Genomic DNA, 19133 nt, shown 5'->3' with positions numbered 1-19133 from the left:
GACGGTTCAGACGGCCGGGGCGTGCCGGTCGACGGTGACCCGGGGCAGCAGGTCCTCGTAGGCGGCGAGGTCGAACTCGCCGGCCGCCGGTGCCAGTACGGTCGCCACCGACAGGGCCACCGCGCGGGTCAGCCGCTCGCGCCAGCCCAGCCCTTCGACCAGGGCGGACAACAGCCCGGCCACGGCGGAGTCGCCCGCGCCCGTCGGATTGCCCCGTACGGCGGAGGGCGGTGCGGCCTGCCAGACGCCCTCGGGGGTGACGGCGATGAGCCCGTCGGCGCCGAGCGAGGCGACGACGCTGTGCGCGCCACGGCGGCGGGCGTCGCGGGTGGCGCGCAGCGGCTCGCGGGCGCCGGTGAGCTGGGCGAGTTCGTCGGCGTTCGGCTTGACGAGATCGGGGCGGGCGGCGATGCCACGGCGCAGGGGTTCGCCGCCGGTGTCCAGGAGCACGGGTACGCCGGCGGACCGGGCGAGCCGGACGAGCTCCGCGTACGCGCCGACGTGGATGCCGGGTGGCAGGCTGCCGCAGAGGGCGACGGCGTCGGCGCCGGCCAGCAGCTCCCCGAACGTCCCCAGGAAGGAAGCCCATTCACCGGCGCCGATGTGTGGTCCCGGCTCGTTGAGCTGGGTCGTGTCACCGCTGGAACCGTCGACGACGGCGAGGGTGCGGCGGGTGTTGCCCGCGACGGTGACCAGTGCGTCGGCGGGGCGGTGGGGGAGTTCCCCGAGCAGCTCGCGCAGGACGGCTCCGGTGGCGCCGCCCGCGAAGCCCGTGATCACGGTGTCGTGCCCGAGCGCCGCGAGCACCCGGGCCACGTTGACGCCCTTGCCGCCGGGGCGTTCGCTCACCTCGTGGACACGGTGGCTGCTGTGCGGGACGAGGGCGGGTACGGAGTACGTCAGGTCGAGTGCCGTGTTCAGCGTGACGGTGAGTATCACCTGTACCGTCCCCCGGTTCCTTGGTCGTCCGTCGCGCGCCGTCTCCCCGCGGCACTGTCCCGGTGATCATGCCAAAGAGGCGGCGGTCGTCCCAGGTTTCCGGGACAACCGCCGTCTCTTCGTTACGTGTTCCACAGGCTGTCACGTGTTCCACGGACCGTCGCGCGGGACGGGCCGCCCTTCCGGGCCGGCTGTCAGACGGCAGGGGGCCGCACGATCCACTCGCCCCGGCGCATGACGCCCTTCAGCACGAAGTCCGCGTCCAGGACCACCAGGTCGGCGTCCTTGCCCGGGTCGAGCGAGCCGACCCTGTCGTACAGGCCGAGGAGCCTGGCCGGGTTGGCGGAGATGGACCGTACGACGTCCTCGACGGGGATCCGGTCGATCGTCACCGCCCTGCGGAAGGCGGTGTCCAGGGTGAGAGTGGAGCCCGCGATCGAACCGCCCTCGACCAGCCGCGCGACACCCTCCTTGACCTCGACGGCGAGCGGTCCCAGTTCGTAGAACCCGTCGGCCGCCGCGGCCGCGTCCATCGCGTCGGTGATCAGCGCGACCCGGTCGGCACCCGCGTGGTGGTAGGCGAGCTCCAGGGCTGCGGGATGCAGATGCGTACCGTCGTTGATCAGCTCGACGGTGACCCGCTCGTCCTCGAGGAGCGCCCCGATCGGCCCGGGGGCGCGGTGGCCGAAGGGGGGCATCGCGTTGAAGAGGTGCGTGGCGACGGTGGCGCCCGCGTCGATCGCCTCGACGGTCTGCTCGTACGTCGCGTCCGTGTGGCCGACGGCGGCGATCACCCCGTGCTCAGCGAGCAGCCGTACGGACTCGATGCCGCCCGGGAGCTCGGTGGCCAGGGTGACCATCCTGGCGCTCCCGCGTGCCGCTTCGAGCAGCTTGCGGACCTCGGCCGGGTCGGGGTCGCGCAGGAGCGCCTCGCTGTGGGCGCCCTTGCGGCACGGGGAGATGAAGGGGCCCTCGAAGTGGATTCCGGCGAGCTCGCCCTGCTCGACCAGCTCGGAGAGCATGCCGGCCTGACGGGCCAGGAAGTCCATGTCGCCGGTGACTGTGGAGGCGACGACGGTCGTCGTGCCGTGTTCGCGGTGCGCGCGCGCTCCGGTCAGGGCGTCATCGGCGGTGCCGGTGGCGAAGGACGCTCCGCCGCCGCCGTGGTTGTGCGTGTCGACGAATCCGGGAACCACCCAGTGGCCCGAGAGGTCGACGGTCCTGGCGTCCTCCCGCGTGCTGCCGGCGATCCGGGTGCCCTCGACGATCACCCGGCCGTTCTCGACGGTGCCGGTGGGAAGTACCACCCGGGCCCCTGTGAGAACCGTGCTGTCTGCGCGTCCGGCCATCAGGCGGATACCTCCGTGGAGAGTAGATCCCAGGCGAGCAGCCCTGCGCCCAGGCATCCGGCGGTGTCCCCGAGGGCCGCCGGGACGATGTGGGGCAGCTTCTGGAACGTGACCCGTTCCTCGACGGCCGCACGCAGTGGTGTGAACAAGGTTTCTCCTGCCTCGGCAAGACCGCCACCGATGATGAGCGTGCGGGGGTCCAGCAGAGTGAGTGCGGTGACCAGTCCGGCGGCGAGCGCGTCGACGGCGTCCTGCCATACGCGCAGGGCCACCGGGTCGCCGGAGGCGACGGCCTTCGCGCAGCCGGCGGCGTCCGCGCCGGGGTCGCCGGACGCGGCGGCCCAGGCTTTGGACACGGCGCCGGCCGATGCGAGGGTCTCCAGACAGCCGCGCTGGCCGCAGCCGCAGTCCGGCCCGTCGGGACGGACCACGATGTGGCCGATCTCGCCCGCGTAACCGTGGGCGCCCGCCTCGATGGAGCCCCCGATGCCGATGGCACCCGCGATCCCGGTGCCCAGCGGCACGAACAGGAAGCGGTCCGCTCCCCGGCCGGCGCCGATCCGCCCCTCGGCGAGGCCGCCGGTCCTGACGTCGTGGCCGAGCGCGACGGGCGTGCCGCCGAGCCGTTCGCCGAGCAGCTTGCGCAGGGGCACGTCGCGCCAGCCCAGATTGGCGGAGTAGACGGCTGTCCCCCGGTCCGCGTCGACGATGCCGGGCACCGCGACCCCGGCGGCGACGGCGCCCTCACCGAAGCGCTCCTCGCCGTAGGAGTACAGCTCGGTGGCGAAGTTCAGGATCGACTCCACGACCGCCTCGGGCCCGCGGTCCCTGCCGGTGGCCCTGCGCGCCTCGTGGAGCAGGGCGCCGCCGGCCCCGACCAGAGCGGCCTTCATTCCTGTGCCGCCCACATCGAGGGCGATGACGTGTCTCACGGGAGACAGTTTCGCCCGTCGACCCCTAAAAGGTCTAGTCCACTAGCGCGGTTTGTTGAGCACCCATACAAAACGCCCTGAACAGCCCTGCTAGATTGACCGGTCCCCGTGTGACTGGTTTAGACCTCCGTGCGGGGGTGAGCAAGGAACGCGGGACCGTCGCCTCATGCGGCGCCCTGCGTCGAACGATCAAGAGATGGGCAAGGCTGTGCAGCGGCGCATTGTGGGACTGACCGCGGCGGTGGCCGCACTCGGTATGACGGCAACGTTGTCGGGGTGCGGCTCGGACACCGGAGGCGACGTCACCCTGCGGCTGGTGGCGGCCGATTACGGCACCGGTGCGCAGAACAGCTCCCAGAAGTACTGGGACGACGTGGCTGCGAAGTTCGAGAAGACCAACCCGAAGATCAAGGTCGAGGTCAGCGTCTACTCGTGGAAGGACGTCGACCGCAAGGTCGCCGAGATGGTGAAGGCCGGCAAGGCCCCCGACATCGCGCAGATCGGGGCGTACGCCGACTACGCCAAGGCGGGCAAGCTCTACCCCGCCGACGACATGGTCGCCATCCGCACGGGGTCCAACTTCCTGCCCTCGCTCACCGACGCGGGTGAGGTCGACGGCACCGTGTACGGCCTGCCGTTCGTGGCCAGCACCCGGCTCCTCTTCTACAACAAGGGCCTGTTCGCCAAGGCGGGTCTCGGGGCCCCGCAGACCTGGGACGACATCAGGAGCGACGCCGCCGCGCTCAAGCAGGGCGGTGTGACCTATCCCTTCGCCCTGCCGCTCGGCCAGGAGGAGTCCCAGGCCGAAACCCTGATGTGGCTGCTCAGCGGGGGCGGCGGCTACACGGACGACGTAGGCAACTACGACATCGACTCGGCGGCCAACACGGCGACCCTCAACTGGCTGAAGAACGACCTCGTCGGCAAGGGCCTCACCGGCCCCGTCGCCCCCGGCAAGCTCGACCGGGCGAAGGCCTTCGACGCGTTCACCAAGGGCGATGTGGGCATGCTCAACGGCCACCCGACGCTGATGCAGGACGCGGAGAAGAAGGGCATCGAGGTCGGCATGGTCCCGCTGCCCGGGGTCGACGGGCCGACCGAGGGCTCGATGGGCGTGGCCGACTGGATGATGGGCTTCAAGCAGAACGGCCACCGCGCCGAGATCGGCACGTTCCTCGACTTCGCCTACACGGACGAGAACGTGCTGTCCTTCGCCGATCAGTACGACCTGCTGCCCGTGACCACCAGTGCGTCCACCGCGATGGAGACCGACGACAAGCACAAGTCGCTCCGCCCGTTCCTGTCGGCCCTGCCGAACTCGCAGCTGTACCCGTTCGGCAAGACGTCCTGGGCGCAGGCCAGCGAGACCATCAAGGAGAAGATCGGCTCCGCGGTCGAGCCCGGTGGCAGCCCGGAGAGTGTGCTCGGGGAGATCGCGACCGAGGCACGGCAGGCGGAGAGCGCGAGCTAGGCAGCTGGGTAGGTTGGTTCATATGACCGCTGGTCCTCCTGATTCCCCCGACTCCGACTCCCCTGACCCCGGCTCCCCCGACCCCGACTGCCCCGGCTCCGGATCCTCCGACTCCGCGGCCCCGCTCTCCGCCCAGGAGCGCGCGGTGCTGGCCGTGGAGCGGCGGTCCTGGCCGGGCCCCGGGGCGAAGGAGCGGGCGATCAGGGAGGAGCTGGGCATCTCGCCGGTCCGCTACTACCAGTTGCTCAACGCGCTCCTTGACGACCGCCGTGCGCTGGAGGCGGATCCGGTGACGGTGAACCGCCTGCGACGGGTCAGGGACGCGAGACGCGGGCGCCGCTGAGGCGCCAGGGGCCGGGCCACGACAGGCGCGTTCCGTGCCACCCGCAGAGTTTTCCTGCCGCACCCCTTCCGTTGGCCCGGCCTGGCTACTCTCCCCTCTCCCGGTCCGCCGCAGGAACGGTCCGTCGCAGGAGAGGCACGTCCATGAGCACCCCGGTCCCTCACCCCCCGGCACAGCGGTCCGCCCCGATGCCGGTCCGGCAGCGTCGGACGGGGAGCCGGGCGGTGGGTGCCTCCGTACGGCCGACGGAGCACGCCCTCCTGGAGATGCAGTCCCGCGCGGGCAACCGGGCGGCGACCGCGGCGGTACAGCGGGCCCGGGGCCCCGAGGGAGCCAAGGGGAAGAAGAACTACCGCGACCGGATCGCTGGCCTCATCGACAGGTTCAAGAAGAACCTCGAACCCATCGACACCTTCGTCAAGGGCTTCCAGACCCCCACCAACGCGGGCCTCACCCAGCAGGCCGCAGCCGCGGCCGACGAGGGGCTCAAGAACAGCGCCGCGATCTCGGGAGTCTCCGCCGCGTCGGGCAACCTCCTCACGGAGAGCGCCGGCGCCCTGGCCAGCGGCATGGACGCGTACAAGAACCTGCTGGGCGCCAGGAAGCAGAAGACCGGGGCCGGCCACCACGTCGCGAACAAGAAGGCCAAGACCAAGGGGACCGACGCGGTCGTCAGCGCGGCCGGTTCGGGAAGCTACAGCGCCGGCATCGCCAAGGAGGCGACCAAGGTCCAGAAGGCGGCGGACGCCGCGGTGTCCGCCGAGGCGAGCGGCATCGCCAGCGCCTCCATCGGCGCGATCAAGGCGACCAGGTCCGCCTTCCGCATCGGGGGCGCGGCCCGCAAGTACAAGCAGGTCAAGGCGCTGGGGGATCCCCATCTCGTCCACGAGGCCTCGCTGGCCAGGCTGGACGAGTCGCGGGTGCAGGCCAACTGGGCAGCGGCGGAGGCCTACGTCGCACTGGACGCGTACTGGAGGCCCGAGGATCAGGGCGGCGGCCTCGAAGCCGTCTCCGAGGCTGTCGACGCCGCCCAGGAGGCGATGGACGAGGCCCGTGAAGCCGCCGAGAGCCTCCAGCGCGCCGAGAAGGACGTGGAGAAGCTGAGCACGGCGCAGGGGTACGCCAAGAAGAAGCAGCTCACCAAGATCGGCAAGGAGGCGGTCAGCGGCGGCGGCGAGTCCACCAAGGCCGCGGCCGGCATCGTGACGGCGGTCGCGGCGGGAACGGGCCTGCTGGCGAGCAACCCGGTCGGATGGGGCCTCGCCGGGGCCGGGGCCGGTCTCGTCTTCGGCGTCACCATGTACAAGGCACTCCGCGCCGCCACGAAGCGCTACGAGGAGGTCCGCCACCCGGAGCGCTGGGCGCCGGCGGGCGAGACCCCGGCGGAGGCGTCCCGCACGGACTCGCTGGCGCATGCCCTGAAGTTCTGGAAGAAGGTGTCGAAGGGCGAGCGCCAGGCCATGGCACGCGAGATCTACGCGCTGGCGGCGGGCCCCGCCATCGCCGGGAGCGACGGCACGACGGACGAGATGCGGGAGTCCGCCAGGGCCCTGCTCATCGCACTCAAAGCCGGCCCCGCCAAGCACAAGCTGGAGCCCGAGGCATGGGTCGAGACCCTCAACGACCCGGCGAAGAGCTCCGGTTGGATCCAGGAGATAGCGGAGCAGCTGGCTTCGGGGTGACAGCCGGGGAACGCGCGCGGCGCGGACCGCACCGCCCGCCCGGTCACCGCTACGCTCGGGCCATGGGTAACCCGGCACACCCCATCCCGACCCCGTCCACCCAGGCCGGCCGCGAAGGCCTCGCCGCACTCCTCGCCCGTCCCGCCCGCGCGGTCGTCGCGCTGGACTTCGACGGCACGCTCGCCGACATCGTCCCGGACCCGGAGCAGTCCCGGGCGCACCCCTCGGTGGTCCCGGCCCTCTCCGCGCTCGCCCCCCAGGTCGCCGCAGTCGCCGTGATCACGGGCCGCCCGGCCGGCACCGCCGTGCGCTACGGCGGCTTCGCCGGAGCGCCGGGCCTCGACCATCTCGTCGTACTCGGTCACTACGGCGCCGAACGCTGGGACGCCTCGACCGCCACCGTCCACGCCCCGCCGCCCGACCCGGGGGTCGAGGCCGCCCTGGCGGAGCTCCCGGCCGTACTGGAGGGGGCCGGCGCCGGCGACGGCGCCTGGATCGAGGAGAAGGGCCGCGCGGTCGCGGTGCACACCCGCCGCGCCGCCGACCCGGAGGCGGCCTTCGAGTCGCTGCGCGCCCCCCTGGACAGCCTGGCCGCGCGGCACGGCCTGATCGTCGAACCGGGCCGCCTCGTCCTCGAGTTGCGCCCGCCGGGCATGGACAAGGGTGTGGCGCTCGAGGAGTACGTGAAGGAGACCGGCGCGGAGACGGTGCTGTACGCCGGCGACGACCTCGGTGACCTGGCCGCGTACGCCGCCGTGGAGAAGCTCCGCGCCGACGGGACCGCGGGACTGCTGGTGTGCAGCGGCACCGGGGTCCCCGAACTCGCCGACCGCGCCGACCTGTTGCTCCCGGACCCGGCAGCGGTGGCGGGCCTCCTTCACGCCGTCGCCCGGCAGCTCACCTAGGGCGCCCGGGGCCCCAGGGGCGCCTGAGGTCAGACACACCCTAGGCGCGCAACGCGTCCAGCTGGTCCAGGAACCACTGCTGCGGCGGCAGCGCCGTCGCGGCGGTGGCCAGGCGCTTCGAGCGGGCGCCCCGCTCGTCGGGGTCCATCGTGAGCGCCTCGTGCAGCGCGGCGGCCGTCGCCGACACGTCGTACGGGTTGATCACGAGCGAGTCCTCGCCCAGCTCCTCGTACGCCCCGGCCTCGCGGGAGAGCACCAGCGCGCAGCCGTGGTCCGAGACGACCGGGACCTCCTTGGCGACCAGGTTCATGCCGTCGCGGATCGGGTTGACCAGGGCCACGTCCGCCAGCCGGTACGCCGCCAGGGAGCGGGCGAAGTCGTCGTCGACATGGAGCAGGACGGGCGTCCAGCCCTCGGTGCCGTACTCCGCGTTGACCGCGTCGGCGACCCGCTGGACCTCCGCCGTGTAGTGGCGGTAGACCGCGAGGTCCTGCCGGGAGGGGTAGGCGAAGGCGATGTGCACCACACGCCCGCGCCACTCGGGGCGCTCGTCCAGCAGCGCGCGGTAGGCGTGCAGTCCGCGGACGATGTTCTTCGAGAGCTCCGTGCGGTCCACGCGCACGATCGTGCGCCGGTCCGCACCCACCTGCTCCCGCAGGATCTCCATGCGCTCGTCCACGTCCGCCTCGTGGGAGCGGCGGCGCAGGAAGTCCGCGTCGGCGCCGAGCCCGTGCACCCCGATCCGGGTGCGGCCGGTGCCGCCGATGATCTCCGTGCAGCAGCTGATGAAGGCGTCCGCCCAGCGGCGGGTCAGGAACGCGGCGCGGTCGGCGCCCAGGATGCCGTTGAGGAGCTGCTCGCCGATGTCGTCGGGCAGCAGCCGGAAGTAGTCGACGGGCGCCCAGGGGGTGTGCGAGAAGTGGCCGATCCGCAGGTCGGGGCGGAGCTCGCGGAGCATGCCGGGGACCAGCGAGAGGTGGTAGTCCTGCACCAGGACCGAGGCGCCGTCGCCGGCTTCCTCGGCGAGCGCGTCGGCGAAGGCGCGGTTGTACGTCTCGAAGGACGCCCACTGCCGGCGGAACTCCGCGTCGAAGACGGGCTCCACCGGCGTCTCGTAGATCATGTGGTGGACGAACCAGAGCACCGAGTTCGCGATGCCGTTGTACGCGTCGGCATGGACCCCGGCGTCGATGTCGAGCATCCGGACACCCGGCTCGGACACACCGCGCCTGACCGCCTCGCGGTCGCCTTCGCCGAGGGCCGCGCAGACCCACAGCTTGTCGTCGACCGCGCTCAGACCGGACACGAGCCCGCCGCCGCCCCGCTTCGAGTGGAGCGTGCCGTCCTCCCGACGTGCGTACGACACCGGGCCGCGGTTGGACGCGACGAGGACCTGGGCAGCGTGCTCGGAGACCATGTACCCGAACCTAGCCCGTCGGGGAAGCCGCCAAACGTGAAGCCGGTCCCTCCAGCGGAAGCCACTACGCCGCGTGGCGGGAGGCGTACTCGGCGATCTCCCGCATCGGCGGCCTCTCCTCGGTGTCCACCGCATGGGTGCGCGGGACGAATCCGTCCGGGCCCCGCTCGAACTGGGTGAGCTCGGGGCGCACCAGGGGGCCCCGGGAGAGCCGCAGCTGCGCCGTGCGGTAGATCGCGGCTGCCATCCGGCCGAGCGCCTGGCCGTCCTGGTGGCGGTGTCTGCGTACGCCGACGTCGACCTGGGCCAGTGCGTCCAGGCCGGCCGTGTGCAGCGCGTCGACGAGCAGGCCCAGCTCCACTCCGTAACCGACAGGGAAGGGGAGCTGCTCCAGCAGGGAGCGCCGTACCGCGTACTCACCGCCCAGCGGCTGGACGAAACCGGCCAGGCGCGGCCAGTGCAGATTGAGCAGCGGGCGGGCCACCAGCTCGGTCACCCGGCCGCCCTGGCCTGCGGCTTCACCGAGCGGGCGGTCGTACATCGCCTTGACGAAGTCCACCGAGGGGTCGGTCAGCAGCGGGCCGATGATCCCGGAGACGAAGTCCGCCGAGAAGTCCTTGAGGTCCGCGTCGACGAAGCAGACGATGTCCCCGCCGGTCACCAACAGTGACCGCCACAGCACCTCGCCCTTGCCGGGGAGCGCGGGGATCCGGGGGAGTACGGCGTCACGGTGCACGACGTGGGCGCCGGCCCGCCGCGCCTCGTCGGACGTGGCGTCGGTGGATCCCGAATCGATCACCACCAGTTCGTCCACGAGCTGGACCTTCTCCATCAGCTCGCGCCGGATCTCCGTGACGATCGCGCCGACCGTCGCCTCCTCGTTCAGCGCGGGCAGGACGACGCTGACGCGCGAGCGGTGCGGATCCCTCGCCCGCGCGGCTGTGAGCAGGCCGAGCGGGCGGTCGGCGGCTGACCAGGAACGCCTGGTCAGCCAGCGTTCCACCTCTTCCAGCACGGTCGGTACTCCCTGTATGTGATCCATCTCGCGGTTCGGACGACTACCTCAACCGTCCGCTGCTTCGGTTACAGTCTTGAACAACGCGGATGACCCTCGCATGTCGGGGTCGGTCCGCGAATAAACGCCCGGATCCATGGTCCGGTGCCACAGCGCTCATCCAGAGGGACAGAGGGAACGGCCCGTCGAAGTCCCGGCAACCCTCCTGCCGACCGCGAGGTCACGGTGGGGAAGGTGCCAATTCCGTCTTGTGGCGAAATACGTCGCAGGGAAGATGAGGAGAAAGGGCCTCCGCCATCATGGCTGTGCAGACAGTTGCAGCGAACACCAATTCCTCCGCAGTGGACCTCGGTCCCGCCGCGGCGCTTTCCTGCCGCGAATGCGGCGAACGTTTCGAGCTCGGTCCCATTTTCGCGTGCGTGTCCTGTTTCGGGCCGCTCGAAGTGGCGTACGACCTGCCGAGCGGCTCCCCGGAAGAGCTGAAGAAGCGCATCGCCGATGGACCGGACAACATCTGGCGCTATGCGCCGCTGCTGCCGGTCCCCTCCGATGTCGCGGACAAGCCCAACATCAACCCCGGCTTCACGAAGCTGGTCAAGGCCGACAACCTCGCCCGTGAGCTGGGCGTCACCGGCGGTCTGTACGTCAAGGACGACTCCGGCAACCCGACGCACTCCTTCAAGGACCGTGTCGTCGCCATCGCCGTCGAGGCCGCCCGCGCCTTCGGGTTCACCACCCTGTCCTGCTCGTCCACCGGCAACCTCGCCGGTGCGGTGGGCGCCGCCGCCGCACGCGCCGGCTTCCGCTCCTGCGTGTTCATCCCGCACGACCTGGAGCAGGGCAAGGTCGTCATGGCCGCGGTGTACGGCGGCGAACTGGTCGGCATCGAGGGCAACTACGACGACGTCAACCGCTTCTGCTCGGAGCTCATCGGCGACCCGCTCGGCGAGGGCTGGGGCTTCGTCAACGTCAACCTCCGCCCGTACTACGGCGAGGGTTCCAAGACCCTGGCGTACGAGATCTGCGAGCAGCTCGGCTGGCGGCTGCCCGACCAGATCGTCATCCCGATCGCGTCCGGCTCGCAGCTCACGAAGATCGACAAGGGTCTGCGGGAGCTGATCGAGCTCGGGCTCGTCGAGGACAAGCCGTACAAGATCTTCGGCGCCCAGGCCGAGGGCTGCTCGCCGGTGTCCACCGCCTTCAAGGCCGGCCACGACGTCGTGCGCCCGCAGAAGCCGGACACCATCGCCAAGTCCCTGGCGATCGGCAACCCGGCCGACGGCCCGTACGTCCTGGACATCGCGCGCCGCACAGGCGGTGCGGTGGAGGACGTGAACGACGAGCAGGTCGTCGACGCGATCAAGCTGCTGGCCCGCACCGAGGGCATCTTCGCGGAGACCGCGGGCGGTGTGACGGTCGGTGTGACGAAGAAGCTGATCGACGCCGGTCTGCTCGACCCGGCCCTCACCACCGTCGTCCTGAACACCGGCGACGGTCTGAAGACGCTCGACGCGGTCGCCCCGACGACCGGCCTGTCGGCGACGATCCGGCCCAGCCTGGACGCGTTCCGCGACGCGGGCCTCGCCGCCGCCGGCTGACCCGACCACCCGAGACCCGAGGAAGGCACCCCTATGAGCGTCAAGGTCCGTATCCCCACCATTCTCCGCACCTACACGGGCGGTCAGGCCGAGGTCCCGGCCGAGGGCGCGACCCTCTCCGAGGTCCTGGCGTCCCTGGAGCAGAACCACCCGGGCATCGGCGGCCGTGTCCTGGACGACGAGGGCAAGCTGCGCCGCTTCGTGAACGTGTACGTCAACGACGACGACGTGCGCTTCGAGGGCGGCCTGGACGCGGCCACGCCGGACGGCGCGGGCGTCTCGATCATCCCGGCCGTCGCCGGAGGCTGACCGACCGCACAGCGTGAGCAGAATGGCCCCGTCCGCGAGAGAAGCGGAGGGGGCCATTCTGCATGGTTGAGCGCGGTACAGTTGGGGAAGTCCCCGCCGCCGCGCATGCCAGCCGCATATGAGAATGCGCCCGGCCGCGACAAGAAGCAGCCAAAGTAAGTGAACCCCTTGCGGCATAAGTGGCCTTTGTCGGGCCCGACTTGCCCGGGAATCCTGTGAATCCGCCCCATGCGTGCGATCGCCTGTGCCCAGAATTCTCGTCCGATTGACCTGTTGCAGAGGGCAGTTGGGCAGATACATTCGGCCGCGGTCGACGCGTTCCGGCGCACGCCACCCTCTCCTTTCGGAGGGTGAGTTCTGACCCGGGCCCGCGAAGTGCGGGCTCGTGCAAGGGCCAGTAATAGGGGAGTTGGGCATGGCTCAGGGCACCGTCAAGTGGTTCAACGCGGAGAAGGGGTACGGCTTCATCGCGGTCGACGGTGGTGCGGATGTTTTCGTCCACTACAGTGCGATCCAGATGGACGGGTACCGCACCCTCGAAGAGGGTCAGCGAGTTGAATTCGAGATCTCGCAGGGCCAGAAGGGGCCGCAGGCGGACATGGTCAAGCTCGCCGTCGGCTGAGCTCGGCGCGGTCGGCCAACGACACTCACACACGCGGGGCCCGTACCTCCCACCGGGGTACGGGCCTCACGTGCGTCCACCCGTCGCCCGGGAGCCGCTCCTTCTCCGAAGGAGCTTGCACTCTCCGGGGTCGAGTGCTAATCATTGGCGTTAGCACTCTCCAAGTGAGAGTGACAGAACTTGGATCGGGCCGGTGAGGCCCGCAGGCCCGGTGGGGCAAGGAACCACCGAGTCGCTGGCCGTCCGTCGCGGGCGCCTCCCGGTCCGGAGAAATCCACCCCTGTCCGGGAGGACCACTTCACATGGCCAAGATCATCGCGTTCGACGAGGAGGCACGGCGCGGTCTCGAGCGCGGGATGAACCAGCTCGCCGACGCCGTCAAGGTCACCCTCGGCCCCAAGGGCCGTAACGTCGTCCTCGAGAAGAAGTGGGGCGCGCCCACGATCACCAACGATGGTGTTTCCATCGCCAAGGAGATCGAGCTCGAGGACCCGTACGAGAAGATCGGTGCGGAGCTGGTCAAGGAGGTCGCCAAGAAGACGGACGACGTCGCCGGCGACGGTACGACCACCGCAACCGTTCTCGCGCAGGCGCTCGTCCGCGAGGGCCTGCGCAACGTCGCCGCGGGTGCCAACCCGATGGCTCTGAAGCGTGGCATCGAGAAGGCCGTCGAGGCCGTCTCCGCCGCTCTGCTGGAGCAGGCGAAGGACGTGGAGACCAAGGAGCAGATCGCTTCGACGGCCTCCATCTCCGCTGCTGACACCGAGATCGGCGCCAAGATCGCCGAGGCTATGGACAAGGTCGGCAAGGAAGGCGTCATCACCGTCGAGGAGTCCCAGACCTTCGGTCTGGAGCTTGAGCTCACCGAGGGTATGCGCTTCGACAAGGGCTACATCTCGGCGTACTTCGCCACCGACATGGAGCGTATGGAGGCGTCGTTCGACGACCCGTACATCCTGATCGTCAACTCCAAGATCAGCAACGTGAAGGACCTCCTTCCGCTGCTCGAGAAGGTCATGCAGTCGGGCAAGGCCCTGCTGATCATCGCGGAGGACGTCGAGGGCGAGGCGCTGTCGACGCTGGTCGTCAACAAGATCCGTGGCACCTTCAAGTCCGTCGCCGTGAAGGCCCCGGGCTTCGGTGACCGCCGCAAGGCCATGCTCGGCGACATCGCCATCCTCACCGGTGGCACCGTCATCTCCGAGGAGGTCGGTCTCAAGCTGGAGAACGCCGGCCTGGACCTGCTCGGCACCGCACGCAAGGTCGTCATCACCAAGGACGAGACGACCATCGTCGACGGCGGCGGCGACAGCGACCAGGTTCAGGGTCGCGTCAAGCAGATCCGCGCCGAGATCGAGAACTCCGACTCGGACTACGACCGCGAGAAGCTCCAGGAGCGCCTCGCGAAGCTGGCCGGCGGCGTGGCCGTCATCAAGGCCGGCGCCGCCACCGAGGTGGAGCTCAAGGAGCGCAAGCACCGCATCGAGGACGCGGTGCGCAACGCCAAGGCCGCCGTCGAGGAGGGCATCGTCGCCGGTGGTGGCGTGGCTCTGCTCCAGGCCTCGGCCGTCTTCGAGAAGCTCGACCTGACCGGCGACGAGGCCACGGGCGCCAACGCCGTGAAGCTCGCGCTGGAGGCCCCGCTCAAGCAGATCGCCGTCAACGGTGGTCTCGAGGGTGGCGTCATCGTCGAGAAGGTGCGCAACCTGCCGATCGGTCACGGCCTCAACGCCGCGTCCGGCGAGTACGTCGACATGATCGCCGAGGGCATCATCGACCCGGCGAAGGTCACGCGCTCCGCCCTGCAGAACGCGTCGTCCATCGCCGCGCTCTTCCTCACCACCGAGGCCGTCATCGCCGACAAGCCGGAGAAGGCCGCTGCGGCCGCTCCGGGCGGCATGCCGGGCGGTGACATGGACTTCTGATCCTCGGATCAGGAACTCCAGGCGGTATCCGTAGTACCCGCAGTATCCGTACGACGCCGGCCCCCGGGATTCGTCCCGGGGGCCGCCGTCGTCGTGTCTCAGAGGTGCGGGAGGTGCAGGAGGCCAAGAGGCCAGGAGGGGCGCGGGGTCAGGAGTCCGAGTTCGCCGGGCCGAAGAACTCGATCTCGGCGATGGCCACCTGCTTCTTGTCGGCCACGATGTAGGACGACTCGACGGTGAACCGCACCTTCACCGCGTCACGGAAGCGGAAGTTGCGCTTCTGCTCGCCCGATCCCTGGTCCAGGGTGAGTTCGCGCTCCGTCTTCTTTCCGTCCTTCGTCGTCACCGTCGCCTTGATGCGCTGCGGAAGGTTGGCTTCGTCGAGATCGTCGGGGCGGATGGACACACCCGGCGTGATGACCACGTTCAGCAGACGGGTCGGCCGGTCGAACTCCGCCTCGATCCACTCGCCCTTGCCCTCGGACGTGACCCCGGGGCCCCACCAGGTGTTGTTCAGCTTGTCGAAGGCGAGCTGCGGCTTGTGGCCGGTGTAGGAGCGGGACGCCGTCTTCTTGCTGGGTGCGACCGGCGCGCGCTTGGCGAAGTGGTCCTGGGTGGCATGGACACCGTCGGGGATGTACACCACGCCGAGAATGGCGAGGGTGGCCACGACGGCCGCGGTGATCCAGGTGCCGATGCGGTCGAACGCGCGCCGGATGCGGGGCCGGTCGCCCGCCCACGGGATCTCGCGCCGGCGGGAGCCGGTGAGACGGCGCCACCAGGGGCGGGGGGCCGCCGGGCGTTCGTCGTTGTCGGCCAGCGGCATCGCGCAGCGGACGCAGAAGTGCCGGTCGGGGCGGTTGGGGGTGGAGCACCAGGAGCAGGGCGGGCCGTTCCCGGTGTCCTGCTGCGGGCCGGGGACGCGTACCTGCGGCCGGTCGGTGTCCGGGCGTCCGGGCAGGACCGGGGCGGCGGCCGGGGGCGGCGAGTCATGGGCCGGCTCGGGCTCGCTGAGCGGGACGAGGAGCGAGCGGGCACGGTCGGCCGCGCTCTGCTGCGAGGTGGGCAGCGGGACGGTGGGGTTGTTCTCGCCGGGCGTCCGGCCACCGGAGGCCGTGGAGCCGCCGGAGGCCGCGGGCGGGGCCGTCGTGGCCCAGCCGCCGGTCTCGCTGGGGTTGGGCAGGCGCGAGGCGTCGGCTGTCGCTCCCGAGGCGGCATCGCCGGGCATCGACACCGAGGTGGAGGTGGAAGTGGAGGTGGAGCCCGTGGGGTGGCTCCCGGTGGCGGTGGACGGCGTCGGGGCGGGGCCGCCGTCGGGCAGCGGGCGCTGGGTGCGGGCGGCACCGGCGTCGCCGGGGCTCCCGAAGGCGTCCCGGCCGGTTCCTGTGCCCTCCGCGGGGGTGGAGGCGGCGGGGCCGGACGAGGCGGACGAGGGGGAACCTGAGGTCTGGGCCTGGCCGGCGCGGGAGCCGGCCTGGTCCCAGCCGAGCACGGCGCCGCAGGCGTCGCAGAACGACTGACCCGGTTCCGCGCGTGTGCCGCACTCGGCGCAGTTCTGCGTGGTCATCTCTCCGGGGTCCTTTCGGCTGCCGTCACGGTGACGGTGTAGGGCATGTGCGCGGGGCGGGCGGCTGCCACGAGGGCGTCCAGGCGGTGCGTGTCCGTCGGGGTGGGGTCGGGGAGGCTGAGCGTGACGTGGAGATGGGGTCTGGGCTTGCCGGGTACGGGGCCGAGCGGCCGGGCGTTCCAGTCGGCGCCGCCGCTCTCGGAGATCTCCGGTTCGGTCCCGAAGGCGAGCCGTACGGCTTCGGAGAGGCCGCGCCTGGTGCCCCGTACGCGGTGCAGTCCCGCGGCGGCGGCCACGGCGGCACGCAGCCGTGCCTCGGGTTCGGTGCCGTCGGTCTCGGCGCCGACCCAGGTGCCGAGCCACTGGGCGAAGTCGGCCGGGGTGAGGGCGGGGTCGAAGTAGGTGTCCAGGCAGTCCAGCACGTTGAGGATGGGTGCCAGGACGTCGTCGAGCCCGGCGACGAAGCGCTGGGCGAGATCGTCGTCGGCGAAGACGGCGGGGAGCATCGTGCTGATGGGCGTCGACGAGCCGAGGCCGTCGATGGAGCCCCTCATCGCTTGCTTCCGTGGCAGGTCGCTCACGCGCCGTCCCCGATCACCCGTACGCGGTGGTCGAAGGAGAAGACCAGGGACGGCGATTCGAGGTCGATGCGGTCGGTCGGGTCACCGCGCTTGCCGGTCAGCGGATCGGCGGGGTGCAGGATGACCTCGTCGACGAGTTCCACGCCGGGCACGCGTTGCAGGACGGCGAACACCTCGCCGGCCTGGACCGGGCGGCCGAAGGGCCAGCCGCGTCCGTCCGCGCCCCCGGTGAGCGGGTCGAGGTGCTGGTAGAGCGCGTCATGGGTCTGCCGGCGTACCCGGTCGGTGTCGACGCCGCGGAAGGCGTGGACGGTGGCGACCACGGTGACGCCCTGGTAGTAGGGCGGGCCCACGGCCACCCTGGTGCCGATCAGACGGCGTTCGTCGAGGTGGCGGGTGACCCGGTCGAGCAGCGCGTCGCCCGGCACGAGCTGCTCGAAGCGGAGCCGGCCGCCGGGGTCGGGGACGGCCTGGGGCACCACGAGGACCCGTATCGCGTAGGCCCCGTACTCGCTCTCCTTGCCTTCGAGGCAGGTGATGCGGGCGGTCTCGGGGGCGGCCCTGCGGGCGAGTTCCTCGTAGTCGCGCAGGGTCACCGCGCGTTCCTGGGCCCGCAGGGTGATGGGGGCGCGGAGCTTGGCCTCCTCGACGGTCTCCCCGTCCACACCGCCGCGTGCGGCCTCGCGGTTGACGACTTCGGAGACGTACGGGATGGAGGTGCGCAGCACCTGTACGGTCCCGCGGGCCACGTTGCCCTCCCGGCCGCCGCCGGTGCGGTAGCGGCGGGCGCGGATGACGGATCCCTTGGGGGCTACGGCGCCGTACTGGCGGAGCGTGCCGTCGGGTTCGCGTACGGCGGGGCCGAAGGCTATCTCGCCGGTGACCGCGTCGAGGGTGATGTGGCGGTCGTCGGGCCGTGACGCGGCGAAGTGCGGGACGACCTCCCAGTCCTCCCAGCCGTCGTGGCCGGAGGTCTGGAGCAGCACGGGCGGGTTGTCGCCGACCACAGGGGTGTGCGCGAGCCGCAGCCGCTGGCCGGGCAGCCCGATGGATTCGCCGAGTGTCTCGTCGTACACCGACTCGGCGTGCATGACGCGGGTGGTGCCGCCGATCGTGTAGCCCTCGGCGGACCTGATGGTCGGTGAGGTGGCGTAGAAGGGCTGGCCCTGCTGGGGTTCGGTGACACGGCAGCGCAGCCAGCCGGCCTCGTGCCCGCCGTTGCGGGAGAGTACGTGGCCGCCGGGGACGTGCAGGACGACGTCACCGGGCCGGTTGAGACCACCGGTGCCGTCGCGGTCGACCTCGCAGGGCCGCCAGCCGTCCTCGGTCCACGCCTCCCAGACGAGCGGCGGCTGCCGCGGGTCGACACCGACACCGTCGACGCGGCTGTCGAGTTCGAGGGCGAGGGCGCAGTACGGGACGGCGGCGGTGAGGCCGAACAGCATGCAGTCGCCGGGGGCGGGCGCCTCGGCGAAGCACATCAGGTCCTTGCCCTCGGCGAGGTCAGCCGTCCGGTCGGTGACGGGCTTGCCCTGGTGCTGCACCACGAGGTGGCTGAGCGAGCAGGGCACCACGGTCAGTTCGCGTTCGGTGGCGAAGACGACGGCGGTGTCGCGCTCCGTGCGCACGGTCGCCACCTCTGTGCCGACCGGGACAGGTATCGCGTCCTCCTGCGGCGCGGACAGCCAGAACGTGACGTCGGTACGGGCAGCGGCCGGAGGGAAGAGAGTGATGCCGACGAGGTCGAGGAACGCCAGGTGGTTCTTCTCCGGGACCCGGTTGAGGCGGTAGACGATCTGGTCGGCCATGTGGGCGAGCGTCTCGACGAGGGTGACGCCGGGGTCGGAGACGTTGTGGTCGGTCCACTCCGGGGCGCGCTGCTGGATGTAGCGCTTGGCGTCGTCGACGAACTGCTGGAAGCGGCGGTCGTCGAGGTTGGGGGAGGGCAGGGACATCAGCCTTCGCTTTCGGAGTGGGCAGCACCGGGGCCGCCGGAGGGGCCCGGATCTCCCGGTTCCTCGTGAGAGGGGATGACGTAGAACGGGAAGACCAGGCTGCGCGGGTTGTTGGTGCCGCGGATCGCGTAACGGACGTCGATGAACAGGACGTTCTGTTCGCCGCCCGCGGTGACCTCGACCTCGTGGACCTCGATACGGGGTTCCCAGCGGTCCAGGCTCACATGGACCTCGTGCTGGATGCGCCCTGCCGTCTGCTCGTTGACCGGTGCGAAGACGAGGTCATGGATGGCGCAGCCGAACTCGGGGCGCATCGGCCGCTCGCCCGGGGCGGTGGACAGCACGAGTCTGATGGCCTCCTCGACCTCCCGCTCCCCGCTGACGAGAGCGATGCCGCCGGTGGGGCCGATACGCAGCGGGAAGGCCCAGCCGGAGCCGACGAACTGTTCGGCCATCAGAGAGCCACCTGACTTCTTCTCGATACGGAACTTCTGCTCGATACGGGACTTCTTCTCGGCACGGT

General features: G+C 71.0%; 17 protein-coding genes and 1 riboswitch. Of the genes, 8 read left to right on the top strand and 9 right to left on the bottom strand.

All coding sequences use genetic code 11. The annotated features are described in order from the left end of the window. Positions 1 to 6: 6 nt before the first annotated feature. The 3 genes from OG623_RS15050 to OG623_RS15040 all read right to left on the bottom strand — a co-directional run bounded on the left by OG623_RS15050 (position 7) and on the right by OG623_RS15040 (position 3181). Positions 7 to 939, bottom strand: coding sequence for a 1-phosphofructokinase family hexose kinase (locus OG623_RS15050; protein ID WP_406146978.1), 933 nt, complete (start codon positions 937 to 939; stop codon positions 7 to 9). Positions 940 to 1133: 194 nt separating this feature from the next. Next, entirely contained in the window at positions 1134 to 2288 is a 1155-nt protein-coding gene (nagA, locus tag OG623_RS15045) for an N-acetylglucosamine-6-phosphate deacetylase (protein ID WP_406146976.1), read from the bottom strand. Then, on the bottom strand, positions 2288 to 3181 hold the full coding sequence (locus OG623_RS15040) for an ROK family protein (RefSeq protein WP_406151834.1): 894 nt from the start codon (positions 3179 to 3181) through the stop codon (positions 2288 to 2290). Before OG623_RS15040 ends, nagA begins: the two co-directional genes overlap by 1 nt. A 235-nt stretch (positions 3182 to 3416) precedes the next feature. Here OG623_RS15040 and OG623_RS15035 point away from each other — a divergent pair, with 235 nt between their 5' ends. The 4 genes from OG623_RS15035 to otsB all read left to right on the top strand — a co-directional run bounded on the left by OG623_RS15035 (position 3417) and on the right by otsB (position 7621). Further along, positions 3417 to 4691 carry an extracellular solute-binding protein gene (locus OG623_RS15035; RefSeq protein ID WP_406146975.1) on the top strand — a complete coding sequence of 425 codons (1275 nt, stop codon included), beginning with the start codon at positions 3417 to 3419 and terminating at the stop codon, positions 4689 to 4691. Positions 4692 to 4713: 22 nt separating this feature from the next. After that, entirely contained in the window at positions 4714 to 5034 is a 321-nt protein-coding gene (locus OG623_RS15030; protein ID WP_406146974.1) for a DUF3263 domain-containing protein, read from the top strand. Positions 5035 to 5258: 224 nt separating this feature from the next. Beyond that, the gene (locus OG623_RS15025; protein WP_406146973.1) at positions 5259 to 6716 is read left to right on the top strand and encodes a hypothetical protein; all 1458 of its coding nucleotides are present in this window, start codon (positions 5259 to 5261) and stop codon (positions 6714 to 6716) included. Positions 6717 to 6778: 62 nt separating this feature from the next. Then, complete coding sequence (otsB, locus tag OG623_RS15020; protein WP_406146971.1) at positions 6779 to 7621, top strand: trehalose-phosphatase; 843 nt, start codon at positions 6779 to 6781, stop codon at positions 7619 to 7621. A gap of 40 nt (positions 7622 to 7661) precedes the next feature. On the opposite strand, the gene OG623_RS15015 is transcribed toward otsB, so the two are convergent. Together OG623_RS15015 and OG623_RS15010 are read right to left on the bottom strand one after the other, a co-directional pair. Beyond that, positions 7662 to 9038, bottom strand: a complete 1377-nt coding sequence (locus tag OG623_RS15015) for a trehalose-6-phosphate synthase (RefSeq protein ID WP_406146969.1) — start codon at positions 9036 to 9038, stop codon at positions 7662 to 7664. A 64-nt stretch (positions 9039 to 9102) separates the two neighbouring features. Continuing rightward, on the bottom strand, positions 9103 to 10053 hold the full coding sequence (locus OG623_RS15010; RefSeq protein ID WP_406151832.1) for a glucosyl-3-phosphoglycerate synthase: 951 nt from the start codon (positions 10051 to 10053) through the stop codon (positions 9103 to 9105). 153 nt (positions 10054 to 10206) lie between these two features. Beyond that, a riboswitch (SAM riboswitch) is annotated at positions 10207 to 10334 on the top strand. Positions 10335 to 10352: 18 nt separating this feature from the next. Between OG623_RS15010 and thrC the strand changes: the two genes are divergently transcribed. The 4 genes from thrC to groL all read left to right on the top strand — a co-directional run bounded on the left by thrC (position 10353) and on the right by groL (position 14507). Continuing rightward, entirely contained in the window at positions 10353 to 11651 is a 1299-nt protein-coding gene (gene thrC / locus OG623_RS15005) for a threonine synthase (protein ID WP_406146968.1), read from the top strand. 33 nt (positions 11652 to 11684) lie between these two features. Further along, the gene (locus OG623_RS15000) at positions 11685 to 11960 is read left to right on the top strand and encodes a MoaD/ThiS family protein (RefSeq protein WP_406146967.1); all 276 of its coding nucleotides are present in this window, start codon (positions 11685 to 11687) and stop codon (positions 11958 to 11960) included. A gap of 415 nt (positions 11961 to 12375) precedes the next feature. Then, the gene (locus OG623_RS14995) at positions 12376 to 12582 is read left to right on the top strand and encodes a cold-shock protein (protein WP_003967346.1); all 207 of its coding nucleotides are present in this window, start codon (positions 12376 to 12378) and stop codon (positions 12580 to 12582) included. Between the two features lie 302 nt (positions 12583 to 12884). Beyond that, entirely contained in the window at positions 12885 to 14507 is a 1623-nt protein-coding gene (gene groL, locus OG623_RS14990; RefSeq protein WP_406146965.1) for a chaperonin GroEL, read from the top strand. 148 nt (positions 14508 to 14655) lie between these two features. Here the strand turns inward: groL and OG623_RS14985 are convergent, their stop codons facing one another. Genes OG623_RS14985 through OG623_RS14970 form a run of 4 tightly spaced genes read right to left on the bottom strand, consistent with a single transcriptional unit; the run spans position 14656 to position 19065 of the window. Further along, entirely contained in the window at positions 14656 to 16074 is a 1419-nt protein-coding gene (locus OG623_RS14985) for an NADase-type glycan-binding domain-containing protein (protein ID WP_406146963.1), read from the bottom strand. After that, positions 16071 to 16628, bottom strand: a complete 558-nt coding sequence (locus tag OG623_RS14980; RefSeq protein ID WP_406146962.1) for a phage tail protein — start codon at positions 16626 to 16628, stop codon at positions 16071 to 16073. The genes OG623_RS14985 and OG623_RS14980 overlap by 4 nt, the downstream gene beginning before the upstream one ends. Before the next feature lie 23 nt (positions 16629 to 16651). Next, positions 16652 to 18610, bottom strand: coding sequence for a putative baseplate assembly protein (locus tag OG623_RS14975; protein WP_406146961.1), 1959 nt, complete (start codon positions 18608 to 18610; stop codon positions 16652 to 16654). Beyond that, entirely contained in the window at positions 18610 to 19065 is a 456-nt protein-coding gene (locus tag OG623_RS14970) for a GPW/gp25 family protein (protein ID WP_406146960.1), read from the bottom strand. Before OG623_RS14970 ends, OG623_RS14975 begins: the two co-directional genes overlap by 1 nt. Positions 19066 to 19133 lie beyond the last annotated feature (68 nt).

The organism is Streptomyces sp. NBC_01012, from assembly GCF_045162755.1.
Classification (GTDB): Bacteria; Actinomycetota; Actinomycetes; order Streptomycetales; family Streptomycetaceae; genus Streptomyces.
Note: the sequence above shows the minus strand (reverse complement) of the source record. Positions and strands in the feature narration are given on the sequence as shown.

Coding starts and splice junctions, on each gene's coding strand:
- groL (WP_406146965.1), top strand. CDS start 12,885: ATGGCCAAGATCATCGCGTTCGACGAGGAGGCACGGCGCGGTCTCGAG.
- thrC (WP_406146968.1), top strand. CDS start 10,353: ATGGCTGTGCAGACAGTTGCAGCGAACACCAATTCCTCCGCAGTGGAC.
- OG623_RS14970 (WP_406146960.1), bottom strand. CDS start 19,065: ATGGCCGAACAGTTCGTCGGCTCCGGCTGGGCCTTCCCGCTGCGTATC.
- OG623_RS14975 (WP_406146961.1), bottom strand. CDS start 18,610: ATGTCCCTGCCCTCCCCCAACCTCGACGACCGCCGCTTCCAGCAGTTC.
- OG623_RS15040 (WP_406151834.1), bottom strand. CDS start 3,181: ATGAAGGCCGCTCTGGTCGGGGCCGGCGGCGCCCTGCTCCACGAGGCG.
- OG623_RS15030 (WP_406146974.1), top strand. CDS start 4,714: ATGACCGCTGGTCCTCCTGATTCCCCCGACTCCGACTCCCCTGACCCC.
- otsB (WP_406146971.1), top strand. CDS start 6,779: ATGGGTAACCCGGCACACCCCATCCCGACCCCGTCCACCCAGGCCGGC.
- OG623_RS15035 (WP_406146975.1), top strand. CDS start 3,417: ATGGGCAAGGCTGTGCAGCGGCGCATTGTGGGACTGACCGCGGCGGTG.
- OG623_RS15000 (WP_406146967.1), top strand. CDS start 11,685: ATGAGCGTCAAGGTCCGTATCCCCACCATTCTCCGCACCTACACGGGC.
- OG623_RS14980 (WP_406146962.1), bottom strand. CDS start 16,628: ATGAGGGGCTCCATCGACGGCCTCGGCTCGTCGACGCCCATCAGCACG.
- OG623_RS14995 (WP_003967346.1), top strand. CDS start 12,376: ATGGCTCAGGGCACCGTCAAGTGGTTCAACGCGGAGAAGGGGTACGGC.
- nagA (WP_406146976.1), bottom strand. CDS start 2,288: ATGGCCGGACGCGCAGACAGCACGGTTCTCACAGGGGCCCGGGTGGTA.
- OG623_RS15015 (WP_406146969.1), bottom strand. CDS start 9,038: ATGGTCTCCGAGCACGCTGCCCAGGTCCTCGTCGCGTCCAACCGCGGC.
- OG623_RS14985 (WP_406146963.1), bottom strand. CDS start 16,074: ATGACCACGCAGAACTGCGCCGAGTGCGGCACACGCGCGGAACCGGGT.